This is a genomic window from Desulfitobacterium sp. THU1, from assembly GCF_038181555.1.
Lineage (GTDB): Bacteria > Bacillota > Desulfitobacteriia > Desulfitobacteriales > Desulfitobacteriaceae > Desulfitobacterium.
Genome location: NZ_JBBWUA010000016.1, coordinates 1 through 26,529, shown reverse-complemented (window position 1 = coordinate 26,529; position 26,529 = coordinate 1). Strand labels below are relative to the sequence as shown.

Here is a 26,529-nt window from a genome sequence, read left to right as displayed (position 1 = left end):
AAAATGAAACTCCTTTATTCTTTCTCAAGAACAGATGGGTTTACACAATGAGGTGGTTTTTTTCCTTGTAGGAACGTTACCAAATTAACAGCGGCTAAACGAGCCATTTCACGACGAGTTTTAACTGTCGCACTACCAATATGAGGAAGTGCAACACAATTCGGTAGAGTCAGCAAAGGATGTTGAGGAGATAAGGGCTCCTCGCTGAAAACATCAAGCCCGGCTGCATATATTTTTTGATCTCTTAGAGCTTCATAGAGATCATCTTCGTTCACAATACCCCCTCGGGAGGTATTGATCAGGATGGAGCTGGGTTTCATGCGCTCCAGTTCTTTTTTTCCGATTAAGTTCTGAGTCTCAGGAGTAGAGGGCGTTAATACGCAAACAAAATCTGATTCCTTCAGCAGCTCATTGAATGTCCGGTATTGAGCCCCCAGCCTTTCTTCAAATTCTATCTTGCGCGTTCGGTTATGGTAGATAATCTTCATATCAAACCCCGTAGCTCTCCTAGCCACGGCTTCTCCGATTCTCCCCATCCCGATAATCCCTAGGGTGGCACCATAAATATCTTGACCAGCTAGCAGCATCGGCGACCATGTCTTCCACTGACCTTGACGCAGAAATTGAGAAGCTTCCTCCATACGGCGAGCCGTCATCATAAGTAAGGCAAAGGTTAAGTCAGCCGTTGTTTCTGTAAGTACTCCAGGAGTATTCGTGACCAAAATCTTGCGCTTGGTTGCTGCTTCTACATTAATATTATTGTAACCTACTGCCATATTGCTAATAATTCTGAGTTTCTTAGCTTGTGCTAACAAAGCATCATCAATAGACTCGGTTAATAAACAGTACAATCCCTCTATATCACTAATTTCTCGCTCTAAGACATCCCTCGAAATAGGAACATCATCTTCAGGCCACAATTTTACCTCACAGGTTTCTTGAATCATTGCAAGAATATCTTCTGGTATTCGACGGGTAATTAAAATTTTCGGCTTCACGATTATCCCTCAATTCATCATGACTTCCATTCTCTCCTAGTTTAGATTATCATAACCGTAATTAAAAACAAAGAGCGCTCCGCTTCGGAACGCTCCAATTAACATTTATTTTATTAGAAGATTACGCCAAGAGCAATCAGAATTAGAACTGCAATTGCGATGATCCCAACGCCTACATAACCACCAAATCCACATCCACCGTATCCATACATAAGAGTAATCCCCCTTTCATGTGAGTTAGTTCGTTTTGTTGTTTAGAATACAATACCCATGGCGATGAGCAGAAGAATAATTACCACTACAATTGCGATCCCTGGAAGAAAGTTCGGTCCACAACCATCTAAACCTGCACCTAATGCCATATCAATTCCCTCCTGTATCTTTTGGTTCTGGGTTAATTTCCTAATCTAAATTATGTCTTTGGATGAAAATATGTTACCATTATATGCTATTTAACCCAAATTAATGGAATATTGTTGTGTTAATGGCAAAAAGGATCTATGCTAAGATTTATAAAACAAAAAGCCTTTGATCCATAGATCAAAGGCTAATAGGTAAATATTAATCCCGCAAAGCTCCTCCAACGAAGAAGAATTCCTGGGCAAGAAAATTAACGGTACACTAAATGATAAATCGTATTGGTCAACCAAAGGATCCAACTGAACACATGACTCTGTTACACTGGAAAGGTTCTTCGGATTCCCTTAAAGCGAACGTCCAAAAAGTTAGTTAGGAACTAAGGTTAGGTGATTCAAGTTCTTAATCTATCGGGATATGATACTCGAAACGGGTAACCTATAAACTCTCATGCTGACTTGGAGGAGCTCTGCGGGAAACTTGACTGAATCTTCCTTACACTTTTATAATATAGGGGTTAGCATAATCTGTCAATACATATTTGCTATGCAAATTATGGTATTATGATCTATGCTTGCATTAGTATTGTTAACCAAAGGAGGAAATAAAGTGAGAGCACTATTTACTTTAACCCCTAGTGAATCCAAGCGACTGATTGCTAAGGGGGTCAAAGCTTTGCCTGCCATGTTAAACGCTATGCAAAATCATACCGTTATTTTGGCAGGCGGTACGACGAATGCTTTTCTTCTCGATGAACTATTAGGAGATAAACTTGTAGAGAAAAGCCGTTATACTGTTGGCATGATTGTTGAAGGAAAAACTGGAGAAAGCAAAGAAGATCAGAGAATTCATCCATATGTTTTTTCGAAAGGCAAACCTCTGGACTCAGCTTTTCATTGGAAGGAGTATTTACCTGAATTAAAAGCTGGGGATATTTTTATCAAAGGAGGCAATGCAGTCGATTCCACAGGTTTAGCCGCCGTTTTCGCGGCCAATTCTATGGGCGGTACAATCGGTGCAGCCTTTGGCCCTCTCTATGCTCGTGGGGTACAGTTGATTGTCCCGATTGGCTTAGAAAAAATGATTCCCGATGTACGTGATGCTGTTGAGTTTATGGCTACTTCACCAGTCGACGAAGCAATGGGCAATAAAGTCGGACTTGTTCCTATGTTAGGTGCTACAGTGGTGACAGAAATCACGGCCCTGGAAACCCTATATCAAATTAAAGCAAAATGCATCGGCTCTGGAGGGGTTGCTGGGTCAGAAGGAGCAATTACCTTAGTCATCGAAGGCGAAGAATCCGAAGTGCGAAAAGCTTTAACAACTATACAAATGCTCAAAGGCGAACCTCCGGTTCAATAAACGAAGAATCTCTGTAGCTCTTTTTTAGAGACACAGAGATTCTTTTAACATTTTCTAAGCTACATTAGACAACAGGGATATAGAAAACTTGACCGGGGAAGATCAGATCGGGATTGCTAAGGTTGTTCGCTAGGATAATGGCTTGCATGGTGGTCCCGAATTTTTGAGCAATCAAGTATACTGTATCTCCTTTTTTTACTACATAGGTGATAGGTTCAGGAGTCGGTGGTGGGCATGGAGGCGGGCATGGTCGAGGGCAACAATGATTTTGATGATGCATGCTATGCATAGTATCCATTCCATAATAGGAGTGATAGGGGTTGCCCGGGTCTAGGGTGACCTGACCTGGATAGTAATCAGGATCCAAAGTGACGAACCCCCCTTGCGGGAAGTATTGGCCTTGTTCAGGGTATTGAGCCATCATTTCTGGGCTCCCCCCCATCATGTTCATTGGAGTATTCATAAAACTTCCTCCTCATCTATTATAAAAAGCTTTGCGTAATTACAACTCTGTCTCTCTTAGCACTCTTTTGATAGTAATATATGGAATTAATCTTGTTGTGAGTATGTACCTGAGAAAATTTTACAAAGAATGGGGTAGCGATATTTAACCCTATCGCATATATCAACATTAGGATGACAGAAACTTGTAGGATATATAACACAAGCAATTATTAGGCAACAATGCTATAAAAGACCATTGACATTCAATTGATAAAACTATAATATAAGTAAAACAGAATATTTGTAGCACAGTAGGATAGTAGGTGTGAGGCGATAAGTGCACCCCTGCGGAGGTGTATTTTTTATTGCCCAAATAGGAGGAGGATTTTAAATGAAAAAAGGCAGTATAAAAAGAGTTTTAGGTGTTGGTTTAAGTATCGTCCTAGCGTTAGGATTAACAGCATGTGGTGGCAATTCTGCCCCAAGTACATCACAAGGTACAGAAGGATCTTCTCAAGCTAAGAAAGTGAATATTGGCATTATCCAGATTGTTGAACATCCTGCCCTCGACGCTGCTCGGCAAGGTTTCTTAGAAGCTTTAAAAGCAAAAGGCTATGAGGAAGGTAAAAATTTGACTGTAGACTATCAAAATGCACAAGGGGATCAATCCAATCTTCAATCCATTTCCCAAAAATTCGCATCTAGTAAGCTCGATTTAATTCTAGCCATTGCAACTCCTTCAGCCCAAGTTATGGCGAGTGCTACACAAGATACCCCCATTTTAATCACAGCAGTAACAGATCCTGTTGAAGCTAATCTAGTGGGTAGTATGGAGAAGCCAGGGGGCAATATTTCAGGTACCACCGATATGAACCCTATTAAGGAACAACTGGAACTCCTGAAAAAGTTAGTCCCCGATGCTGAAACCATTGGAGTCCTCTATAACGCGGCCGAAGTTAACTCCGAGGTTCAAGTGCGCGTGGTCAAAGCAGAAGCACCTGCTCTCGGACTTAAAATTCAAGAAGCTACTGTCGCTACCAGTGCCGATGTTCTTCAGGCAGCTCAATCCTTAGTTGGCAAAGTAGATGCCATCTATGTTCCTACCGATAATATGGTCGTATCAGCTGCCCAATCCGTTATCCAAGTAGCTAATGAGAACAAAATTCCGATTATTTCTGGTGAAAGTAGTGTAGTCGAAGCCGGAGGACTTGGAACCATCGGTATTAACTATAAAAATTTAGGTGCCCAAACCGGCGAGATGGCTCTCCGCATTTTCGAAGGTGCTAAAATTGCCGAGATGCCCATTGAAAGTCAAAAGGATTTTGACATTGTCTTAAATCAAAAAACCATCGATCTTCTTGGCATAAAAGTCCCCGCAGAAATTCAAAGTGAAGCTACACTTCTTAATAAATAGAACCTTATAAATAGAACGTTTAAAAGCGTCATACAAAAATAGAGATATAATATTGAGGTGTGTTAACAATGTTCTCCCTGAAATTAGTCGTAGGAACTTTAGAAATAGGACTTATGTACGCGATCATGGTTCTAGGTGTATACCTTACCTTTCGCATACTTGATTATGCGGATCTTACTGTGGAGGGCAGCTTCACCCTTGGAGCTGCCACCGCAGCCACTCTTATCTTTCAAGGATATAATCCATGGTTAGCAACAAGCATTGCCTTCTTGGTCGGCTTTATAGCCGGAATCTTCACCGGTATATTTCATACAAAATTTAAAATAACAGCCCTACTCTCAGGAATTTTAACCATGACCGCTTTATACTCAATAAATCTGCGCGTCATGGGCAAAGCCAATGTTTCTCTACTCAAGGCACGTACTATTTTTTCGGACTTTGAAAAACTGCCCGGGATGGAGAAATATGGGGTCCTAGTGCTCTGCTCCCTAACGATCGTCATCCTTGGACTTTTAGTTTATCTCTTTTTGAACACTGAAATCGGCTTAGCTTTGCGGGCAACGGGTGATAATGAACTCATGATTCGTAGCTTAGGGGTTAATACCGACATTATGAAAATACTCGGCTTGGCCTTGTCCAATGGTCTAGTCGCCTTCTCCGGAAGCTTTGTTGCGCAAAACCAACAATTTGCCGATGCCAGCATGGGAATCGGAATGATTGTGGCTGGACTTGCTTCTGTCATTATTGGTGAGGTCTTAGTGGGAACATCCTCCATAGCTCGAGCCATTGTGGCAGTGATTTGCGGTGGAGTTATCTACCGTATTATTATCGCTATCGTCTTACAACTTGGCTTGGAAGCTACCGATTTAAAATTATTAACAGCAGTGATTGTTCTGATCGCACTTGTCACACCAGGTTTAAAGTCAAAATTCACAGCGTTTAATGGTGGCATTCTTGGGAAGGGGGATCAATATGCTAACAGTTCAAAATCTAACTAAAATCTTTAACAAAGGAACGATTAATGAAAAAAAGGCCCTTGATCATTTCTCGCTGGAGCTAGCACCTGGTGACTTTGTTACAGTGATTGGTTCGAACGGCGCAGGAAAATCCTCAATGATGAATGCCGTCGCCGGAGTATTCCTTCCTGATTGCGGAGAAATATTGATTGATGGTCAAAATATTACAAAATGGCCATCTCATAAACGGGCTGCTCTTATCAGTCGAGTCTTTCAGGATCCTTTATCAGGTACTGCTGCCTCGATGACTATCGAAGAAAACTTGGTTATGGCTTTACGCCGTGGCGAATCTCGCCGTTTGCGTTGGGCTTTAAATGTAAATAAACGCGATTACTTTCGTAATGAGCTGGCGAAATTAGGTTTAGGCTTAGAGGGTCGTTTGACAACCAAGGTCAAGCTCCTCTCCGGTGGACAACGACAAGCCCTTACCCTGCTTATGGCTACGCTCCAAGAGCCTAAGCTTTTATTATTGGATGAACACACCGCCGCTCTTGACCCCAAAACAGCAGAAAAAGTCTTAGAGCTGACTTGTAAGGTAGCTGAAAGCTCAAAGCTTACGACCTTAATGATTACTCATAATCTTGAGCAAGCCCTCAGTGTAGGGAATCGCACAATTATGATGCATGAGGGTCGAATCGTTCTGGACATCCGGGGCATTGAGCGCAATAACATGACCATCGGTCGTTTATTGGAAATGTTCGAAAAAGCCAGCGGTGTTCATATGAATAATGACCGGATGATGCTGGCTGGAACTCGTTAAGAGGACAGTTTAGCTTTCTGGTGTTAACACACCTTTCCCCGTTGAAAAGTAGCAATACTTATTTCAACGGGGTTTTTTATGTTTATTCGATGACTAACAGACCCAGAGGACTCCCTTCTTCTGAATGTGCGAGATAACGGCTTGCTACGTCCATCAACATATTAATCCTGTTTCTTGGACTCATGGCTGATAGAATCTATGCTGACAGATTCTAAAGCGCTTTGTATAACCTCTCGAGAAATTTTAAACTCTTGATTTAAGGTAGTGGCATAGATTAAGCAATCTTGTACCGGTATATCCAAAAGCCTTTCAACAGCCATGGCGTATAAGCCAAGCTGCAATGCATAGCGTTGTGTTAATGTTTCCTCTGGATTGGTATCCCCAATGAGGTAATCCGTCTTAAAATCAATTATATCTGCACCCTGTTCTCGATGGTCAATGACAATCGCGTCAATGATCCCTTGCACAAGAACGGGTTCTTTTTGTACTTTGAGTGATAATGATAACGTGAAAGGAACTTCTCTCCTTACCTCTTCTGCCTCCAATAATCGTTTTCCCGTGGCGGAATCTAAGAGCTTAAGGAGAACGTCAATAGATACGGCCTTTCCCTGCTCTTCCGTAAGAATATCCGTTTGGATTAAGGAGTTCCTAAAGAGCTCAAGGGTATTATTCTTTTCCTCACTGGGAAGGCTTTCCCAAGTAGCTCTCCATGTTGTTAAGGGAAGATGCTGGATGGCGGTATGCATAGCAGTTCCTTTTTCGGCCGGAGTTAAATCTCTTTGGGATTGAACGAATTTTGGTCGCGAAAAGCTCGGGGCCGACTGAGCCGGCTGGGGCTCATATTCTCCATCTAAATACCAAGGCATTTGCCTTTTTAATTCGCTGACACTGGTTTTGGCCACTTGACGAACTGATTCAGATGAAGGGTAATACCAGCTCAGCCTCTTAAATACTTCTTCTTTTATATCTGCTAAGGTCATATTCTCGGCACCGGCACTGGCCCTGACCCCTTCCTCTCCTTGGTTAGATGACAGCTGTAGTTCCTTTAGTTCCGTTACGACATTAGGTTCAAGTAATTTATTGCTTTCAACCATTATCAGCGGCTCACATAATCCAGTCTCCGAATTGATAACACCTATTTCCTCAGCACTAGGATCTGAGATGTTTTCATGAATAATGATCTTCCACTGCGCAGCGCTATCCGGTAGGGCATAATCCAAGGTGCGGTGACCCAAGCCGAACAAATCCTCGGGATAACGCGCCAAAGCCGGTCCAATCCAATCCAGAAAAGTTTTGGCACTTCGCAGTTGACCATCAGTAAAGGAGATCTCAGTGCATGTGCTGGCCAAGGTTTGCCATTTCTCGAGGGTTTCGGACAATTTGTTAACTTGACCGTAGAGAAACAAGCGTTCCTTGGCCCGGGTGAGGGCTACGTAGAGAATACGCAATTCTTCGGCAAGGGACTCTTGCCATAAGCGTTCCTTCACTGCATATTGAATAATGGAGGGATAACGAACTTGATTCTCCACATCAATTAACGGAACCCCTACTCCCAATTGAGAATGGAGTAGAAGTTGATTATTCAGGCTTCGCGTATTAAATTTTTTCCCTAATCCAACCATGAATATCACCGGAAATTCTAAGCCCTTGCTAGAGTGCACTGTGATAAGTCGAACCACATTATCCTTTTCCCCCACAGTGCTGGCACTCCCGAAATCCTTGCCCTGACCTTGGAACTTTTCCAGAAAACGCAGAAACCGGAATAAACCTCGATAATGAGTCGCTTCATAGCGACAAGCTCTATCGTAGAGAACACGCAAATTTGCTTGGCGTTGGGAACCTGATGGTAAGGTCCCCACATAAGCAAGAAAGCCCGTTTCCTCATAGAGATGCCATATTAAATCAGCCAAGGACGTTCGACGTGAACGTTGCCGCCAAGCCTGTAACTTCGGGTAAAAAGAGTTCACCTTTTCTTGTATTTCCGGTGATTCTATTAGAATTGCTTTGGCCTTTGCTTCTAACTGAGTCAAGTACTCTTGATGCGTAGCTAGAATATCTCTGACTTCTTCATTTTCAGCTACTTCCTGTCGGTCTTTTTGACTAGCCCAATACGCTAAGACAATGGTCTCGTAAAAATCCCCATGTGGGAGCAAGGAGCGTAATTTCCCAAGCTCGGTACCATTCATACCCACAAGAGGGGATCTCAGTACCGCTGCCAAAGGAATATCCAAACGTGGATTATCGATAACCTTCAATAAAGATAATATGGTATCGACCTCATTCGCACCAAAATAACCGCTATTTGTTTCAGCATAAACAGGAATACCAGCATTTTGAAATTCCTCTAAGTAGACTGGAGCTACTGAGGATAAGGAACGCATAAGAATTACAACATCCGAATACTGAACAGGTCGAAAGTCTCCCAACACTTTATCGTGAATTTTAAATTCACAGCCTTGAATCATCTTCTGAATCCGCGTTGCTACTAGTCGTGCTTCAATACGAGCGCTTTCCACGTCTTCTAGGGTTGCATCATCTTCCTCTGAATCGAGGTCCTTATCCTGATGCAGTTCACTATTTGATGAAGAAGCCATCTCCCCAGGCTGGGCACTTTCATGACTCTGAGAGCTTGATAAATCGATACACTTAGGGTCAAATAAATGGACTTCAATAGGACCCTCAGCCGTTTTGAGTTCAGGGTTAGAAATGAATTTGGCACCTGCTCGTAGAGCTGCCTGATTATCATAGGCTATCTCCCCTGCCCCCTCCGTCATGATCTGGTAGAAGAGATAGTTGATTCCTTGAATGACTCCAGATCTACTTCGGAAATTCTGATTGAGATCAATGACTAGATTCGGGGCGGGAGCTTCTTCTCCCACCTTAAAATGAGGGTAATCTGAGTATTTTCTTAAGAAAAGTCTCGGGTCGGCCATGCGAAAACGATAAATGCTTTGCTTAACATCCCCAACCATGAATAGATTGGCATGAGGCCCCTCTTGGCGAGAAACGCATTGCAGAATTCTTTCTTGAACAGGATTGATATCCTGATATTCATCCACCAAAACCTCTGCATAGAATTCTTGAAGCTTCAGGGCGATTGGGGAGTATTGATTTTCGATTTCTAACAAGCTTAGGGCATAATGCTCAAGATCGGAAAAATCCACAATATTACGTTTCCGTTTAGCGCTCTGATACTCAAGAATAAATTTCTGAGTAACTTGCACTAGGGTCTGAATCAAGCTTTCCATCTTTTTCAAATAAACCAACTGCTCCGTTAAAGGAACGGAGAAAACAAAAGTCTTAATTTCTTCTAACTTTTTCTTGGCCCCATCCCGTGCATTTTTACTTTCCTCACGAAATTGCTTTATTTCGTCTTCACTGAACGAAGATTCGCTTGAATTCTTTTTACTACCCCGTGGTAGGCTGGGAAAAGCTGTAGCTTCACAAAGAGCGCTCTCCACTTCACTCCAGACCCCATTATCTAGGGCTTTCTGAAGAAGTTGTAAACGGGATAAATCATCTTGGAGGACTGGAATATACTGAAGTGGTCCACCGGGTTGTTGGGCAATGCTGCTAGCCCGTTCCAATCCATTCAGACTCTCTTCGACCTTATCCAGAATTCCCTGTCGCACTACCACGCCCCAAGGGCTTTTCAAAAGCTCATCCAAACTGTTCCACTGATAGGCTAAAGGGAGACGATCTAACCACGACCCGGGGTGAACCTGACTCATGGCAAATCCATGAAGTCTCAGAATGGACTCCATTAGAGGTTGGTCGTCTCGGTCTGTGCCGAAGGCATCTACCAAGGCTTGAAAGGCAGGATCATCATCGGAATAATAGTCCTCAAATAGATCTTCTAGTGTTTCTTGGCGTAGAAGGTCCGCTTCTGCCTCATCAGCAATCCGAAAAGCAGGATCCAGCTCTATTTGATAAAAATACTGGCGAAGAAGCTCCATGCAAAAGGAGTGAAGTGTTGTAATACTGGCTCGATAAAGCAGGGCCCGTTGGTGAAGTAGGTGCTCTACTTCAGCAGGGTCTGCTTCTGCAAAAAGAGCCTCCTCCAAAGCTTTGCCAATTCTCTCGCGCATTTCTGCTGCAGCGGCTTTTGTAAAAGTTACAACCAGAAAACGATCGACATCAACCTTTTCATCAGCATGTGTAATACGCTCTATGAGTCTCTGCACTAGAACTGCAGTTTTACCCGAGCCTGCGGCGGCTGCAACGAGAATCTGGCCTCTTAAATCAATAGCTGCCTGTTGTTCCGGAGTCCATTTAGGACTGCTCATGGTCTTCCTCCTTTCCGGCGCCGATTTCCTCTTCACCTAACCAGAGTAGCTCCTGGCTCTTATGGCGCTTTATGGCATCCGTTGGCGGTGGTTGTTCAGTAATATTCAGTTGATCAGGTTGACCATCTAGAGTGCTGGTAGGCAACTGCCCTTCTTCAGCAATGTCTAGACGATTCCAGAAGTCTTGGTCCTGTATTACAGGTAAGTTTCGATACGTATTCTCAGATAAATATGGATCGAAATGACAGATAGGCTTGTAAGAGCAATATTGGCAAGCGTTGCTCTTCCCCTGCCGATAGGGTGCGATGGCAATATTCCCATTTAAAAGCTCTTCCCCACTTCGGCGCAAAAAATCATGCAGGTGTTTCCTTAGCAGAGTAAATTGTTCTTCCGTCAAGATGGGAGACCCCTTCTTGAAGTCTCCGGACTTATTAAATTTGATCCCTAGTAAATTAGAGTCTTCGAGATTGCGGTCCATAGCCATCAAGACATCACGGTCGGCAAGTAAATAGCCCTTCACCTTCACAGCTTTGATGCGATCATTTTCTAACTGCTCAGAACTGAGTAAAGTTTTGGAGCGGAGCTGAGGCTCCAGTACCGGAAAATACAAGAAGCCGGCGGGGTGGACTTTTTCTATGACTCCTTGTTGAAGGAGCTTAATATCAGAAAGGGCCTCTGAATTGTCATTGACCTGAGGAGAGTCTGCCAAGAGGATTTGGGCTCCTTGCAAGGCCGCATCAAGATAAGCTAGAAGTTGTAGATCTAGACCATAATAGATTTGATTGAGGTTGACCTGAGCTTCACGGGATTTATAGTCGAAGATACGCAAGTAGACTTGATTATCCAATATGGCGCAATCAATACGATCAATCTGACCTCTTAGAATCAAGGAATTACCATCATTTAAGGGCACTTCTAAGGGGGGGATATCTTCCTGAGGGCCAAACTTCACCTCCAGTTCGATGGGGACAAATATCCCCTGACGAGCATGTTCGCCAAGGACTCGGACCGCATGATGGACAGTGCGTTTCAACTTATGAGCTAAGTATCGATAACGAGCATTGCTCAGTAGAATCTTATTCTGTAATTGTTGAGCGATGGGATCAGCTACTTCGTTGACAAGCTGCCACGATTCTTCTTTGGTCAACGCTCCCCACTGCAGTTGTCTCTCTTGTAAAACAAGGGCAAAATCATGCAAGACCGCGTGAAAAAATTGACCCATATCCGGTGGAGAAAGTCGAAAATTCGAGCGTTCCTTGAGCTTTAGTCCATATTGAGCATAGTGGGCAAAGGGACAGCGAGCAAATTGCTCTAACCGAGAAACACTGGTGATTAATCGTTTCCCGTAAAGCTGTCGAGCCAAGGACTGAGGTAGTTTTTCTTCATAGTTTAGTGCTTCAATTCCCTTCTCCAGCATGATGGCTTGGGGAAAGCTGTCAGTATTGGCTTGAAACCACGCTCTGACCGATTCCCATAGGGGAGATAGTGGTATCCCTTCACGAAGGTACTGTAGATGGAGCGCAAAAGCCGGCAAAAGAGCATAAGGATGATCGATGGATTCTAAAGTCTCTGTCTCCAGATTCAAGTAGGTTTCCTTTAACTCCGGGAAGATAGCTTTAACTCGATTGACGACAGGTGAAACAGTGAGTCCTTTACCTTCTTCGTCAGTTAGTGGATAACTAATATATAATCTTTGTCTGGCACGAGTTAGAGCCATGTAAATAAAATATTGTTCCTCGTAGAGTTGCGCTTTTCCCTTGGGTGCGAGCATGATTCCAAGACGTTCTAAACGCAACCGGTCCAATTCGTCAAATACTCCTTCAGTCGAAGGTTTTCCCGGTAATATCCCGTCAATGGCTCCCATTAAAAAGAGAACCTCAGTTTCCGGGTTACGGGATCGATCGAGTGAACCCACTAAGACCTGATCATGACCGGGAGGAATTAAACCTAGTTTTAAATTCTCTAAGCCGGAAGTGAGGATCAAGGAAAAGTCGGGAAGTTCTAGAATTTCCTCCCCTAACCCTGCTACCATCTCATCCAACACTTGCATAACAGCATCCCAAATCTGATTTTGCAACTGTGCTTCAGCCAGCGCTCCCTTTTCACGAGCTTCCTCTGCCCATCCTTGCAGATGCTCAGGAACCTGCAAGCGTATCAAGAGCTCATAGATAGCCACCGTCACTTGAGCAACATTGACTGGACTTTGCGTTCCCTCACGATCGGGGCGTAGTCTTTCCTTAAAAGGCTGAAGTATATCGAAAATGATTTGACGAGCGTGATTGATCGACTCAATTTCTTGCTTATTTTCAGACCCATGAGAGTAATTCCAAGGACGATTGCTATTCCAGGCACTTCCCTTGATTCCATAAGCCAGACAATAGTTTTCCAGAAGATCAATTTGATTTCTAGGCAAAGGAAAAAAATCCGTCTTTAAACAACGAAAGAGGGGTTCATAGGCCCAATCAGTCTGAACAGTTTCGATAGCTGCCACTAGCAATTCCAGGAGAGGATGATGGATCACAGGACGTTTGTGGTCCAAGAAAAATGGAATATCATGAGCATTAAACACTTGCTCGATAAGATCCTGATAACCTGTCAAATCTCGGGAAATGACGATACAATCACGCCATCTTTTATGTTCTTCCCTAACTAACCGGCGTAATTCGCGGGCAATGCCTTCAACCTCCGCTCTTTTATTGGCAGCGGAGAGAATATTTATTCCCAAAGTATCCGCAATATCCGTTTTACCAAGTCTAAAGGATTGAGTCGGATAAAGGCTATAGTATTGTTCGAGGTGCTTTAGGCCCGAGTGCTGAAAACGATAAGTTTCCCTTAGGGAGATCGTCGTGAACTGTGTCTTGGTTTCACGCGCTAGGTTTACGAAGGAAAGATAGGTTTGCCAAGGACCATAAAACAGTTCTTCGCCAGTCTTAAAATGTGGATTTCCCTCCTTGATATATTCTGGATCAAGAGGTAGAGAGATGGTGATTTCGGAAGCACTGCTTAGCAAGGATTGGATAACATTAAGCTCTTGAGGAGTAAATCCTTTAAAGCTATCAATCCAAATCTTAGCCCCTTGTAGAAAGGGGGCCGAGGGAATCCTTTCTGCTACACTATTTAGTTCATCATCAGGATCCCTTAGCTCCGAACCTAAGCTCCGGTTAAACTCTTCATAGAGCAACGCTAATTCTTGGGTTTTTTGCATTAGTAACTCATCGGAGTCCTGAATACTCTTGAGATCATCTGGCAGGACACGGTAGATTTTAAATTCAGCAATGGCCTGCGCCAATAAATCGGCCATCCCGGGTCGGGTAGCCGAACGGGCGAAAATTCGTAATTCGGAGCGATGCTTGAGGAGAAGGCGCCGTAGGAGCATTCTTTTCCCTACTTCCCCTATCAGAGCTTTCCCTCCACCGCCTGCCTCTGCAAAAACCCGCCAACCCAATCGTCGAAAGCTTAATACTTGCGCGCGAAGGATTCCTTTAACCTTAGGATCATGGGCAAGACTCATTTCCATCTGGTGGGTAGCCTGCTCAGGTACCAAAAGTATGAGGGGTGAACCGAGAGGATTTTCATGGATTTCTTTGCGAATTTCATCTAGACATAGTGTGCTTTTTCCCGTACCCGCTCGACCTAAAATAAAGCGTAAACTCACCCATAGCACTCCTCTCACCGTTTATTCATTTTATCTACCGCAGGTTAATTTTATCTTTCGCAAGTCGATCACTAGCCAGAGATTTACAGCAAAAGAGTTGTATAAATAGCCAAGAGTCAAAATATGATGTACTAAAACCTTTGTGGAGGATAATGTGAAAAAAATAATTCTTTGGGGAATCCTATTGGTTGTTGCCTATCTTATCTTCTATCCTCAACATAGTCAATTTACAGACACCACGCTCCCTAAAATGAATCCTCATCAATTCAATCAGGAGTTACATATCCAATTACCTTCCACATCACAGATAGTTGAGAACGGGATGGAAGATCGTGACCAGTTACAATTTAGTGCTACGCTCAACGATGAATACTATGCCCTCAGAGGGTATATTCAGATTTGGCAACTCCGTGATTTGGAAGGTTACCTGCAAAAAAGCAAAGAAATGAGTGCTTTTGATTTTTATACATACTCCCTTAATAATATTGAAATCAATACCCTTCCAGGAGTTTTAACCATTTGGGGGGCCTCCTTTGGCGAATTTGTAAAGATATCCGGAAAAGAATATTGGTTAAAGACACCTAATCAAAAGATCATAAGAATTGCTTTCCTTACTAGCGCTACACATTTTAATGAAGATCAACTTAAAGTCATGGGCTACATTCTCTCCTCACTCACCTGGACTCCAGAAGAGTGAATATTTACTTGAGTAATATCATATTAATGCAATGGGAGTAGATAATTATGAATCAAGGAGTGGAAAATGTGCAAAAAACGTCGAAAAAAATCACGGGATTGGTTTTTCTCATGCTTTTCTTGACTATGTTGTTGGTGGGATGTGGGACAACAACCCCAACGACTGCCAAAAGTGATTTGAACCCAGATCAAGCAGCGAAGCTTATTTATCAAGATTTAACCTTCCATGGTGTTAATGTAGAGAAAGTGAATGTTTCAAGTTGCGTCTTTAAGGACCGTAATACAGCCGTCATAGATGCAACTTACACAACAGTAGATGGACGAAATATTTCACAGAATATGACCATGGTTAAGGCAAACGATCAATGGCAAATTCTTGATCACGATCACTAGAAAAATATCTTCTCACTATTCAACCGCAAAGCCTTCCCCAACTACCTCTGACGCTGTCTGAACAATGATAAAGGAATGGGGATCCTCTTCTCTCACAATTCGTTTTAAATGACCAAGTTCTGCGATATTGACCACGCAGATAATGACATTCTTTTCTGCTGAGGAATATCCTCCTTGCCCATGAAGAAAGGTAACCCCTCTTCCTAATTCTCTAAGAATGCGCTGAATCAATTGATCTGATTGATTGGAAATAATGGTTACTGATTTTGCCGGGAGACCACTGGCGATTACATCCACTGTTCTACTGTAGGTAAACATCGATACCAAGGTATACAGGGCGATCTTGGGGCCGAGAATAGCCCAAGAAGCTAAAATAATCAAAGCATTAATCATCAGCATTGTTGTGCCCATGGCCCAACCAAAGCGGCGCTGAATGATCTTCGCAATAATATCCGTTCCTCCTAGGCTACCACCTAAACGAAACACAAAACCTGAACCTACTCCCCCAAGAACTCCACCATAGAGAGCTCCTAAAAAGACATCATTTAGCTGTAATGGCTGTATTCCTTTAAAGAAATCAAGGGCTAAGGAGTATACAATTATTCCAAAAAATGTTTTCGCTACAAAATTTCGATTAACTTCCTTCCATCCCAGTGCAAATAGCGGAATATTGAGAATGAAGTTCACAATCCCGATTGGAAATCCGAGGGTATAAAACAAGAGTAACGCTATACCTCCGATTCCGCCACCGCCTAGTCCCGCTTGGACAATGAAGCCTTGAACACTATAGGCAGCAATAACTGCACCCAAAGCAATCCCGAGAAACTTACCAATTCTTTTCGCAAGTTTCCATTTTTGCAAATTCATACCCTCCCTAGAATAATTTGAACGATTTCAGTTTTCCCCAAATCCTCATTTTAATATTTAACCTGAATACTATTATGTGCTTGTTACCGAGTCCAATTCAGATTTTAAGATCCTAAGACCATAGCATCTCTATCTGTTTCGATAATACTATATTAACATGAACTAGACTCTGATTGAAAACTTGTCTTTGGATGTTCATTGCGCTTCAACACTCAAAGTAATGAATCGATATGACAATAAATAGAGCTTGTGAATTAAAGTCACAAGCTCTACTCCTGTTTGTTAGCTCTAAAGCCTTATTCTTAACTTAAAAAATCTTTTTCCTTGAATATAGAGCGGTTTTCTTGTTATTTTTTGGGCTGTCGACTTACTCTAATCAAACGATAAGCCCCATAGATGCCACCAACTAGAAGCAGATAGGGCAGAGCATAGGCTATCCCCACGAAAAGATAATTGATACCGTTCCAAGTGGAACTAATCGTCTTAAGGACGGCATCCTTTGCTGCTTGCCAAGTATTTTCCCAAGAAACAGGCCGCCAAGGCTCATCCACACTGACGGGGTTGGGAGTGGTCTGGAAGTAGATGCTCACCGTAGAATAGGCAACCTGATGATCCCAAAGCTTAATTTGCCCTTGGAGTTGTTCAATCTGCATCCGAGTATTGCTTAAATAGCTCTCGATATGCAAAATATCCTCCACCGTCTTTGCTTCGTTTAAAATTTCTAAATAGCGCGTTTCTTGAGCTATCAGGTTCTTAAGTCTTGACTGGGTATCATAGTACTGGTTAGTGACATCGTAAGCATTTGTGGATTGGTTTAATACCTTGCCTAGCTCAGCGAGTCGACCTTGGAAACCTTCCAGCTGTGGGGAAGGAATATTAAAGGTTGCATATGCTGTGCTTTCCTTCTGTTGATTGCTCTGTGAGGATTCTACAACATACCCGCCTAAGCCTAAAATCTCTTGGGTTACCGTGGCAAGGGATTGGGAAACATCCTCGACTTGCAGGGTAGCATTCATATTATAGGTGATCTTCTTCGGTAAGCTATCGTCTGCAGGCGGAATCTGAGGCTCCGGAATAGGCATAATGGGAGCCATTTCCCCACTTATTGCCCCTGTATTAGCGGTACTGGGCATTGTCGAAACACCCTCTTTGGCAAGACCTGCAGAGAAGTCACCCGATCCTACCATGGTTCTATTTCCAAGCTCCGGAGGAGCCTCTGCTATACCAACACTATCATTCGCCATTGAATTCTGGGCACTGGATTGCTCCCTTGCTTCACTCAAGGCAGTATTTTTCTCCACTCCCCAAGGTGAATCTTTCATACCCTCCATGCCGATGCCAACAAAAGCTATCATGAGCACTATAACAGCAGGTACTGCCAGCTTCCACTGCCAACGCCACCAGAATGATTTCAGTTTACGCTGGGCTTTCTCTTGTAAGCTCTCCTTTAAAGGCACTTCAGGAATAAAAACCGTACCTGAGGATTCGCCATTTGCTGCTTTAAGATCTTCTTCGCGGATCTTCTCAAGAGCCAATTTTTTGATTCGATCCTTTTGTTCCGAGTCAGGGCTAACTTCACGAAAGAAAAGCTTCATGCGTTCTAAGTCACCCTCCTGTTCCCAAAGGGTATATGGATCCTTATTCATCATCGAACACCCCCTGCGTTCTCCATCTCGTAATACTTTCGGAAGCTCTTCTTTGCTCGATACAGGAGACTGTCAACGGCTTGCTGAGTTATGCCAAGTATCTGGGCAACCTCGATTGCGCTGAACCCTTCGATAAGACGGAGTTGGATTACCGCTACTTGAGGTTCAGATAACTTTGCAAGGGTATCACCTACACTGAGAACAGTTAATAAATGATCACTATGATCCTCTGTTGCCGTCGTGGCTTTAATTTCATCACTCAAAGATACAATCTGCATCCCTTTTCCCTTGCGGGTTCGGTAGAAATCAGCAATATGGTGATAAGCAATTTTCAGAGCCCAGGATTTTAAAGAGCTTTTGCCTTCAAAATTCGCTAACGCTCTCCAGACTTTAGTTAAAACCTCCGCAGTTACATCCTCAACATCACTCTGCGGAACCCGCATACGCACAAAACGGTATAGAACCGGAAAAAGTTCTTCATAAATCGCATCAAAGGAATCCGTTTGCACTATGAGGAGCCTCCTCTCTCATTCTGACTAATTTGACGATATAGAGACTAAATATCTGACGATATCTCTGATTCTATTCCTCATCAAATAAAAAAATCCTGCCATAAGGCAGAATACTGGCTATAAGAGTGGGGAAAGAAGACGAGCCAATGCTATTTGAAATGAATATCGCCTTGTTCTTTGTTCTATATCTTCTTTAGTCACTTGAATACTATCCTTAAGATCCTCTTGCTGTTCACTAACTAATTTTCTCGTGAATTTGGCATTATAGATTACTGCACTTAATTCAAAGTCAAGTTGAAAACTGCGTATATCAAAGTTAGCTGAACCTATGATCGAAATCTCTTGATCAATAGTAATGACCTTACTATGTAAGATTCCTTTCTGATAGCGATAAATTTCCACCCCAACCTCAACTAAATCACGATAATACGAAGCCGATGCCAAGTAAGGTAATTTATGGTCCGGCTTTCCTTGTAAAAGGATTTTCACTGAAATCCCCTTTAAAGCTGCAGATTTTAAAGCCATGACCATACTCTCATCTGGAATGAAATAAGGTGTTGTTATAAAGATTTCAGTTTGGGCTGCACTAAGAATCGTATAGAAAAGAGCTTTCACCGACTCATGTTTTGAATCGGGTCCCCCACCGACAATTTGGGTAAGAAGGTCGCCGCAGGGCTCATATTCAGGAAAATATCGCTTTTCCTCGACTATTTTATCTGTGGTAAAGTACCAATCGTTCAAAAAAGTTTCCTGAATGGTTTGCACACTATTCCCTTCTAAACGCAGATGGGTATCGCGCCAAAAACCATACTTAGGGCTGAGCGATAAATATTCATCACCGATATTGATTCCCCCTAAATATCCTATCTTCCCATCAATGACAACAAGTTTGCGATGGTTTCGGTAATTCAAGGTAGCAAATAGCTGGGGAAAGCGTAGTGGTAAAAACCACGCAAATTCAATTCCGGCTGTTCTTAGTTCCTTGACAAAGGGCTTAGGAAGGCTTTTACTCCCTAAACCGTCTAGAATCAAACGAACCCTTATTCCGGCACGAGCTTTGCTTATCAAGATTTTCTGGATAGTTCCACCTATTTCATCATTATGATAGATATAGTACTCCATATGAATATGATCTTGAGCACATTCTAAGTCCTTAATCAAAGCCTCAAATTTTCCTTGTCCATTAATTAAAATTTGGGCGGAATTGTTGCCTGATAGAGGTGCACAGCTGCCTTTAAGCACGGCCCGTGAAAGATGTTTGCCTAATAAAGATTCTTGGAAAAAGATAGGGTCTTGGTTAAGGGATTCTTCCTGGTGAAGGGTAAGTCGGGGCAATCGATCCCCAGGGATATGTTTCCTACGAAAAAGCCGATTTTTAATGGGCGTACAACCGAAAATAGTGTACAAGACGAATCCCAAAATAGTAAGCATCCCAAGAAAGGACAGCCATGATGTAGTGTTTTCAGGGTTCTCCTTCTCTAAGTAGATAATCACGAGAGCCAAGAAAAAGGCAATCAGTGCAAACCCGATAAAAAAATGAATCAACTATACCCCACCTTTTGCTGACTTATCCATTTCATTCATTAGTATGACAAAAAAAGCAACTTCAATGCGAAGTTGCTTTTTTTAACTAACTCTTCTTTCTACCATAGGCAAAATAACCAAAGGTCATTGCGCATACCACCAAGATTCCAGGGTGAACGCTGGTCATAAATATTATCCCCAAAGCTACAACCGCAATTCCCCAAGTGCTTCGATACTTTTTCGGGAAAGCTTTTTTGCCTAAATCATAGGCAGATTGGGCTATTAAAATAACGACCACAGGACGAACAGCCGTCAACGCTGCATTCAGAGCAGCTGTATGTGAATAACGAATAAGTAAATCACCTAATATTACAATTACAAAGGTAGATAAGAGTGTCCCCAATAATCCTGCGAGTGCGCCGGGCCAACCGGCAACCCGATAACCCATATAACTAGCTAACTTCGTGGCAATGGGTCCCGGTAATGAGTTACCGATAGCCAAGGCATCGGCAAACTCTTCATCTGTCAACCATTTATAACGTGTCACGGCTTCCCGTTGGATCAAGGGTATCATAGCAGGTCCACCACCAAAACCTAAGTTTGTGGCTCGGGCGCAGCCAATAAATACCTCCCATAGCTTTTTATACATTACACATCACCTCCAAGTTCATGGTATTAACGCAAAACGATGATGCCAAACACCATCGATAGAATAATAACGATACCGGGATGGAGCTTAAACTTATACAGACAAATCATCGCCAATCCGGCAATAACCCAACTCCAGAGGCTGGAAAAAGCAGATGAACCCATATCAAAGGCTGTCTTGGCAACAAGAACAGTCACCAAGGGACGCACCCCTGTTAACGCGCCTTTGAGGACAGGCGATTCGCTATTCTTCATTAAGAAATCGGTCAAGACAATAACTAAAATTGAGGTTAAAGCCAAGGTACCGAGCAAAGCGGCTAATACTCCCAACCACCCACCGACATTATAGCCCACAAAACCAGATAAAAGGGTAGCAATGGGTCCCGGTAAAGAAGTGACAATGGCTAGACCTTCGGAAAACTGCTCTATGGTCATCCAGCCGTGATTAAGGACCTCGGCTTGGACGAGTGGGATGATGGCAGGACCACCACCAAAGGCTAAATTACTAGCCCGAAAAAAGGCAACAAAGATTTCCAGAAATTGTTCCAATGGTTTCAACTCCTATTCTAAAGCCGTTTGCATGGTTACCATTATAACAAAGTCATTTCCAATTTAGAATATAAAAATGAAATTAAAAAGCCAACAACTTCAAATTGAGGTTGTTGGCTTTAAGTGTGCTCTTTACTTATTGTACATTATACATTCCATGAGACTTCATATAATTGAAGAGCTCTTCTCCATGTTCCTGCTCCTCTTTCTGAATATGATTAAGAGCTTGACGAACATTTTTATCTTGGAACTCGAAGATACACGTGTCGTAGGTTCCTGAGATATATTTTTCCGTGGAAAGCATATCATTAACTATTGTAAAGTCATTTTTATTGTAGTTTTTGCTCCCCTGACCTTGCATACCGGACATTCCCTGCATCCCACTTGCTTGTGCTTGCATACCTTGCCCTTGCTGTTGGGATTGACCTTGATTCATGGCTGGTACCTGACCGGCTATGATCTGGTTTATCGTATTATAATGTTGTTGCTCATGCGAACCATGCTTTTGAAAAATTTGCTTAAGATTAGAGCACTGTGCTTCGTTAGCATACTTAGTGTATTTTTCAATACAAAGTTCCTCATGACTCTTTAAGTCTTGGAGTAACATACTTTCTTTTTGACTTAGTTGAATTTGCATCAAGACACCTCCTTAAATCTAGGTTTATTGTTTACCGAGTGAATAAAAATATGTATAGTTTCCTTACCAATTTCTTTCAGGAAAATTCCCTTATAAAAACTGAAACTTTTCAGTTCACGACAACGTACCATAGTTATAGGAAATGTTTTATCAGTAAGGGGGGAGTATCGATATGAATAAGCGACTCTATCGATCCGGTAGAGAAAAGATGCTGGCTGGGGTTTGTGGAGGGATAGGCGAATACTTTGACGTGGATCCGACCCTCATTCGCTTAGCTACAGTAGTTGCTATTTTTGGGGCAGGCATGGGATTTTTTGCCTACATAATAGCATGGATCGTGATCCCTAAGAATCCCGATCACAGATATCTTAACCCTTGAGCCTATATTTCTCTAGATATCGAGAATCTTTCTGCTAATTCTTGTCCATTTCAATAAAGACCTGCCGCAAAGGTTTAGCGGCAGGTCTTTATTGATCATATTTCACAGGAATTGGGTTAAATTAAGGATAGAGGATAGAAAGTATAGAGAATGCTGGCAACCGAAAAAGGTGCTCTCTAACATTAAGGAGGAAATATATGTTTAGAATGACGGACGAACAGCAACAAAAGGTGCTTAATAATTTCAAGAAAGTTATTAATAAGCAAAATCCGGATTTAATTAATAAAGATCTTTATTATCATCTAAATCTAAATTGCAACTTTGTTGCCCATTTTAATTTACATGGATTTCGTGACGCCTATTCCGGAGAACATTTTCAAGACTTTGTTGATTTCTTTTCATCCGCTTCCCCTGCGAGTCAATGGCTAGAGGCGCCTGAGATCAGCACTGAATTCTCTCCCCTTAATCAAGCTATGGTGGATTATGTGAGCTCACAACGTCCATCTTAGGTTGGGAAGAAAAGCTGAAATTCTTTGCAGTAATGATGGAACTTTTTCTTATACCACTTTGTAGCGAGAACAAAGTGATACCAAGGTGTGCTTTCGAAATGTTTTGCACAGATCGCTCCCTCAACTCTTCTATTGTCAAATTTCTTATAGTTATAATTGACAAAGGCTTGCTTCAACCAGGCATCCTCTTCGTAAGTCCATAAGGCTTCATCCTCTTTATCAAATAAACCTAGTTTGATCATCAATTTTTGCCAATTCTTAATCCTTACTTGATCATGGCCTTTATAAAGCAAGGCCTCCCAAAGAAGCTCAAATTGTGTAAACCTTACAGTAGGGTCCTGATGGTGTGGATACAAGGCTAGATATCGTTCGAGCTGCTCTTTAATCTTGAGGAATGCCCTTCGGTACCTATCCCGATTATCCACTTCTACTCTCTGATAAGAACCTTTAAAATCATCACTGTGATCATACTCATAAGACCATACTAAATAAGGAAGATCTGGGAAATCCAAAGCTTGGGCATGACCATAGGCAGGCATGACCTTATCGAAGTACCTTTCGAATTTCTCCTTTCCAAAATCTTTAAGATAATCGGGAAAGCTCTCAATCCATGGCAAGGACAGTTCAGATTCAATTTGACAGTTGTTGATTGCATTTACCTTGCTCAACATACCACTAAACCCTTGATGGGCAAATGTATCGGCATAAGGATGCATTACCATGCCAAGCTTAACCAAATTATCTTCTTGGCAAGCCTCATTGAGTAGAGCGAGAATGACAGGTGACTCTTCTTTGCAACGTAATTTCTTGGTAAAATGCTTTCCCTGACAGCCGGGTACAAAATGAAAGGCAGATGTATTATTGACCATAGCTTCATAATTAAAAGTATCGATGCGAAAATAGGAATGACAGGTAGCAATATTGAAAAAAGCCGGCGTATTTTCCACTGCATCCAGAGCCTCATTCTGCGCGACATTTTGGAAAAGTATAAGATTTATCTTCGCGTCATCAACAAACTGTGAAGCGTAGGCAATTATGTTTGAGCTTTTTTTCTTAAACCCACATGCTCTGCTCAATGCCAAAAGTGCATAGAAATGGCAATCTTTTTTCAATTCCTTTCCCTCCAGTACCACTAATTAAGTAATTTATGCACCATTCTATGCAGCAACTCAATACTATGTACTGGAGGGGGATTTGCATGGCTGATTTAACCGTTTTATCTCTGGGGACGGGAGATGCTGAACTGGATAAGGCTTTAGCAATCGCAGGCTATGCCTATGATGCAAGTCAGGATATTTTTGTATCCACGATGGATCCATGGCAAAGAAGCATCGGCTATTGTCGACTCTACGACGAAGCGGCTGCCCCTATGGGTATGATCATTGATTGTGAGCCCATCTATTTTTCTTATAACAATAAAAAGTGGATGATTGGCTTGTGGAAAGGTCAATACGACTTGGTTACCGGTGCAGAAATTGGCATCTACACTAATGGGGTAGAATTAGAGCTGCCAAGAGTTTTTAAAGGAACCTATTATCAAGCCGCCAGTGATAGCGAGTGTCTTCAGATGGGCTTTACCATCAAAAAAGGAAATCGCATTCTTTTTACTCGTGAAGACCGTCATTGGTGGTTAACCGGTTTTAGGTTAGGAGAGTTTTCGGAGCCCTCAGAACTAACGATGGAAATTCACATCACTTTTGAGGCTTTTGCCATGCGGGATGCTTTTCTCGAGGGTATGAAAAAAGCAGGATATACAGGAAAGGATTATCGGGTTCACAACAACACAGTATATTTCAACTTTAGTTCACCCCGTTCGACACAACCCTTTACCCGCACCCCAAAAACTGATCAGCTTATTCAGAGAAAAAACGAATTTCTCTGTCAAAGTTATCAGGATTTCACCAGACTCTATTCAACCTTTCCGGAAAAGATTCAAGCCATCAAGGAAGAGCTGCCCGACATGTATCGCTTGATCATGAATTTAGGAAAAAGCAAGCAAGTATTTGAGATTATTGTCATGCTCACCCTCTTGGGGGCCGCGATCATCACTAAACACTCTTCTCATCGTCTTGAGGATTAATCTTCTGGGAAACGCCTTGTTGAAGTATAAACATTTTATAATACAGTCCTTTTTGAGCGAGAAGTTCGTAATGAGTGCCTCGCTCAACTATTTGCCCTTGGTGAAGGACTAGAATAAGATCAGCATCTTGGATAGTGGAAAGTCGATGGGCAATGGCTATGGTACTCCTCCCCTGGCGCATTTTTTCTAAGGCCTTTTGAATGGCCTCCTCTGTTTCAGTATCTACACTTGCTGTGGCTTCATCGAGGATGAGAATTTTAGGTTGACCGGCCATCGTGCGGGCAAAGCAAATAAGTTGACGTTGACCACTGGAAAGTGTGGAACCTCTTTCGCTTACTTTCTCTTGATACCCCTTGCCAAGTTTGGCAATGAATTTATCGGCTTCTACAAACTCCGCTGCAGCTTTTACTTCTTGCTCGGTGAGCTGCGGTCGATTGAGATGGATGTTTTGAGCGATATTTCCCACGAACAAAAATGGGTCCTGGGCGACGAGACCGATCTGGGACCGTACTTCATCCTGTGAAAAGTCCCCAAGTGGAGTGCCATCAATCGTAATCTCTCCCTGATTAATCGGATAAAACTTCATTAAGAGATTGGAAATCGTGCTTTTTCCACTCCCTGTATGGCCAACTAGGGCGACAGTCTCCCCCGGATGAACGGTGAAGGAGATATTTTTCAATACTTCAGTAACTCCATCATAGGAAAAGCTCACATTGCGAAACTCAATCTCACCCTGCTCAATAGTACGAGCAGGACAACTTTGTGCATCATGGGCGATCTCTTGCCCATGAGTCTTGGTAGTACGTTCATCATCAAGGACCTCAAATACTCTTTCGGCAGCAATAACGGCTTGCTGAAGTTGCGAGAGCCGCATTAAGATCATATTGACGGGCTCAATAAAACGATCCAGGTAATTAATGAACGCATAAAGAACACCTACCTCTACTGGCCCGATGATTGATTCCAATCCAAAAAATCCTAGGACTAGGACCAAGGCTAGGGTGTAAAGCAAATCAACCGCCGGGCGCATGAGCGTGCCTTCCAATTTTATATTGGCTATTGCTGCTCGATAATAATTATCATTAATACCGGAGAACTTCTTCTGAAAATGCTTTTCCTGTCGCAGGACTTGAATAATGCTCATTCCTTGTATGGATTCATTGAGCATGGCATTAAGACGACTGAGCTCTGCTCGCGAATATCGATAGATCTTTGAGCTCACCTTACGGTAAATTTGCATGAGCACAACAATAATCGGTAGAAGCAGCAAACAAAACGTGGCAAGTCGAACATCCAGACTGAACATAGCAATGAAAATTCCTAATAAAAACACTATATTTTGAACGTAGGTAGATAAAACTCCGATATAGAGCTCTTTAATGGCCTCTGTATCATTGGTTATTCGTGAAACTAAGGCACCGGCCGGAGTTCGATCGAAGACGCTCATCATCAGATACTGAACCTTGCCAAAGATATCCACGCGAATCTGTTGGATAGCAACCAATGCAATCTGATTAAAGCGCACTAATTGTTGATACTGAAGTAAGGAACCTATAAAAACTAAGAGAAGATAGCTTCCCCCAAGACTCAGCAAGGCCCCTACATCGAAGTAGCGAGGGGTCAAGTAGTCATCCAGAAATATTTTAATGAGAATAGTGTAAACGGTAAAATAAAGTTAACAGATTTCGTTAAATAAAAATGAACACTTTTCTCCCAAGCTTCCCCATGATGAGCTATGATGAATTTTGAATTAAACAAGAATCATAGCTTTATGGGGGAGAAAATGAATAGGATAGA

Annotated in this window: 21 protein-coding genes and 1 pseudogene; 9 read left to right on the top strand and 13 right to left on the bottom strand. The window is 42.4% G+C overall.

Features of this window, described 5'->3' with window-relative positions:
- Window positions 1–14: 14 nt before the first annotated feature.
- A complete protein-coding gene (locus AAC978_RS12270; RefSeq protein ID WP_341548344.1) occupies window positions 15–998 on the bottom strand; it encodes a 2-hydroxyacid dehydrogenase in 984 nt (327 codons plus the stop codon).
- Window positions 999–1,964: 966 nt separating this feature from the next.
- Between AAC978_RS12270 and AAC978_RS12265 the strand changes: the two genes are divergently transcribed.
- Window positions 1,965–2,717 (top strand): hypothetical protein, encoded by a 753-nt coding sequence (locus AAC978_RS12265; protein WP_341548343.1) that lies wholly within the window; start codon window positions 1,965–1,967, stop codon window positions 2,715–2,717.
- Window positions 2,718–2,781: 64 nt separating this feature from the next.
- On the opposite strand, the gene AAC978_RS12260 is transcribed toward AAC978_RS12265, so the two are convergent.
- A complete protein-coding gene (locus tag AAC978_RS12260) occupies window positions 2,782–3,180 on the bottom strand; it encodes a LysM peptidoglycan-binding domain-containing protein (RefSeq protein ID WP_341548342.1) in 399 nt (132 codons plus the stop codon).
- A gap of 372 nt (window positions 3,181–3,552) precedes the next feature.
- On the opposite strand from AAC978_RS12260, the gene AAC978_RS12255 reads away from it, so the two are divergent.
- The 3 genes from AAC978_RS12255 (at window position 3,553) to AAC978_RS12245 (ending at window position 6,351) form a co-directional block, all read left to right on the top strand.
- A complete protein-coding gene (locus tag AAC978_RS12255; protein ID WP_341548341.1) occupies window positions 3,553–4,575 on the top strand; it encodes an ABC transporter substrate-binding protein in 1,023 nt (340 codons plus the stop codon).
- A gap of 68 nt (window positions 4,576–4,643) precedes the next feature.
- Window positions 4,644–5,573, top strand: a complete 930-nt coding sequence (locus tag AAC978_RS12250; RefSeq protein WP_341548340.1) for an ABC transporter permease — start codon at window positions 4,644–4,646, stop codon at window positions 5,571–5,573.
- Window positions 5,548–6,351, top strand: a complete 804-nt coding sequence (locus tag AAC978_RS12245) for an ABC transporter ATP-binding protein (RefSeq protein ID WP_341548339.1) — start codon at window positions 5,548–5,550, stop codon at window positions 6,349–6,351. Before AAC978_RS12250 ends, AAC978_RS12245 begins: the two co-directional genes overlap by 26 nt.
- Before the next feature lie 161 nt (window positions 6,352–6,512).
- Here the strand turns inward: AAC978_RS12245 and AAC978_RS12240 are convergent, their stop codons facing one another.
- The gene (locus tag AAC978_RS12240) at window positions 6,513–10,637 is read right to left on the bottom strand and encodes a UvrD-helicase domain-containing protein (protein WP_341548338.1); all 4,125 of its coding nucleotides are present in this window, start codon (window positions 10,635–10,637) and stop codon (window positions 6,513–6,515) included.
- Window positions 10,624–14,292 (bottom strand): helicase-exonuclease AddAB subunit AddB, encoded by a 3,669-nt coding sequence (gene addB, locus AAC978_RS12235; protein WP_341548337.1) that lies wholly within the window; start codon window positions 14,290–14,292, stop codon window positions 10,624–10,626. The genes AAC978_RS12240 and addB overlap by 14 nt, the downstream gene beginning before the upstream one ends.
- 154 nt (window positions 14,293–14,446) lie before the next feature.
- Between addB and AAC978_RS12230 the strand changes: the two genes are divergently transcribed.
- Together AAC978_RS12230 and AAC978_RS12225 are read left to right on the top strand one after the other, a co-directional pair.
- Window positions 14,447–14,989, top strand: coding sequence for a hypothetical protein (locus AAC978_RS12230; RefSeq protein ID WP_341548336.1), 543 nt, complete (start codon window positions 14,447–14,449; stop codon window positions 14,987–14,989).
- Window positions 14,990–15,057: 68 nt separating this feature from the next.
- Entirely contained in the window at window positions 15,058–15,381 is a 324-nt protein-coding gene (locus AAC978_RS12225) for a DUF4878 domain-containing protein (RefSeq protein ID WP_341548335.1), read from the top strand.
- A 15-nt stretch (window positions 15,382–15,396) separates the two neighbouring features.
- Here AAC978_RS12225 and AAC978_RS12220 read toward each other — a convergent pair whose 3' ends face one another.
- The 7 genes from AAC978_RS12220 to AAC978_RS12190 form a co-directional block, all read right to left on the bottom strand.
- Window positions 15,397–16,248: a YitT family protein gene (locus AAC978_RS12220; protein WP_341548334.1), complete on the bottom strand. Its 852-nt coding sequence runs from the start codon at window positions 16,246–16,248 to the stop codon at window positions 15,397–15,399.
- A gap of 347 nt (window positions 16,249–16,595) precedes the next feature.
- Window positions 16,596–17,897 (bottom strand): DUF4349 domain-containing protein, encoded by a 1,302-nt coding sequence (locus AAC978_RS12215; protein ID WP_341548333.1) that lies wholly within the window; start codon window positions 17,895–17,897, stop codon window positions 16,596–16,598.
- On the bottom strand, window positions 17,894–18,403 hold the full coding sequence (locus AAC978_RS12210) for an RNA polymerase sigma factor (protein ID WP_341548332.1): 510 nt from the start codon (window positions 18,401–18,403) through the stop codon (window positions 17,894–17,896). The genes AAC978_RS12215 and AAC978_RS12210 overlap by 4 nt, the downstream gene beginning before the upstream one ends.
- A 120-nt stretch (window positions 18,404–18,523) precedes the next feature.
- Window positions 18,524–19,951, bottom strand: a complete 1,428-nt coding sequence (cls, locus tag AAC978_RS12205) for a cardiolipin synthase (protein ID WP_341548331.1) — start codon at window positions 19,949–19,951, stop codon at window positions 18,524–18,526.
- Between the two features lie 85 nt (window positions 19,952–20,036).
- Window positions 20,037–20,579 (bottom strand): chromate transporter, encoded by a 543-nt coding sequence (locus AAC978_RS12200; RefSeq protein ID WP_341548330.1) that lies wholly within the window; start codon window positions 20,577–20,579, stop codon window positions 20,037–20,039.
- Window positions 20,580–20,605: 26 nt separating this feature from the next.
- Window positions 20,606–21,136, bottom strand: a complete 531-nt coding sequence (locus AAC978_RS12195) for a chromate transporter (RefSeq protein WP_341548329.1) — start codon at window positions 21,134–21,136, stop codon at window positions 20,606–20,608.
- A gap of 127 nt (window positions 21,137–21,263) precedes the next feature.
- Entirely contained in the window at window positions 21,264–21,764 is a 501-nt protein-coding gene (locus AAC978_RS12190) for a DUF892 family protein (protein ID WP_341548328.1), read from the bottom strand.
- Between the two features lie 172 nt (window positions 21,765–21,936).
- Between AAC978_RS12190 and AAC978_RS12185 the strand changes: the two genes are divergently transcribed.
- Together AAC978_RS12185 and AAC978_RS12180 are read left to right on the top strand one after the other, a co-directional pair.
- A complete protein-coding gene (locus AAC978_RS12185; RefSeq protein WP_341548327.1) occupies window positions 21,937–22,143 on the top strand; it encodes a PspC domain-containing protein in 207 nt (68 codons plus the stop codon).
- Between the two features lie 197 nt (window positions 22,144–22,340).
- Window positions 22,341–22,652: a hypothetical protein gene (locus tag AAC978_RS12180; RefSeq protein ID WP_341548326.1), complete on the top strand. Its 312-nt coding sequence runs from the start codon at window positions 22,341–22,343 to the stop codon at window positions 22,650–22,652.
- On the opposite strand, the gene AAC978_RS12175 is transcribed toward AAC978_RS12180, so the two are convergent.
- The gene (locus AAC978_RS12175) at window positions 22,649–23,764 is read right to left on the bottom strand and encodes a DUF6765 family protein (RefSeq protein ID WP_341548325.1); all 1,116 of its coding nucleotides are present in this window, start codon (window positions 23,762–23,764) and stop codon (window positions 22,649–22,651) included. The genes AAC978_RS12180 and AAC978_RS12175 overlap by 4 nt on opposite strands.
- Window positions 23,765–23,850: 86 nt before the next feature.
- Between AAC978_RS12175 and AAC978_RS12170 the strand changes: the two genes are divergently transcribed.
- Complete coding sequence (locus AAC978_RS12170; RefSeq protein ID WP_341548324.1) at window positions 23,851–24,732, top strand: DUF4474 domain-containing protein; 882 nt, start codon at window positions 23,851–23,853, stop codon at window positions 24,730–24,732.
- Here the strand turns inward: AAC978_RS12170 and AAC978_RS12165 are convergent.
- Window positions 24,701–26,386 (bottom strand): annotated as a pseudogene (locus tag AAC978_RS12165) (ABC transporter ATP-binding protein); the annotation flags it as partial. The gene AAC978_RS12170 and the pseudogene AAC978_RS12165 sit on opposite strands and share 32 nt — an antisense overlap.
- Window positions 26,387–26,529: the final 143 nt, after the last annotated feature.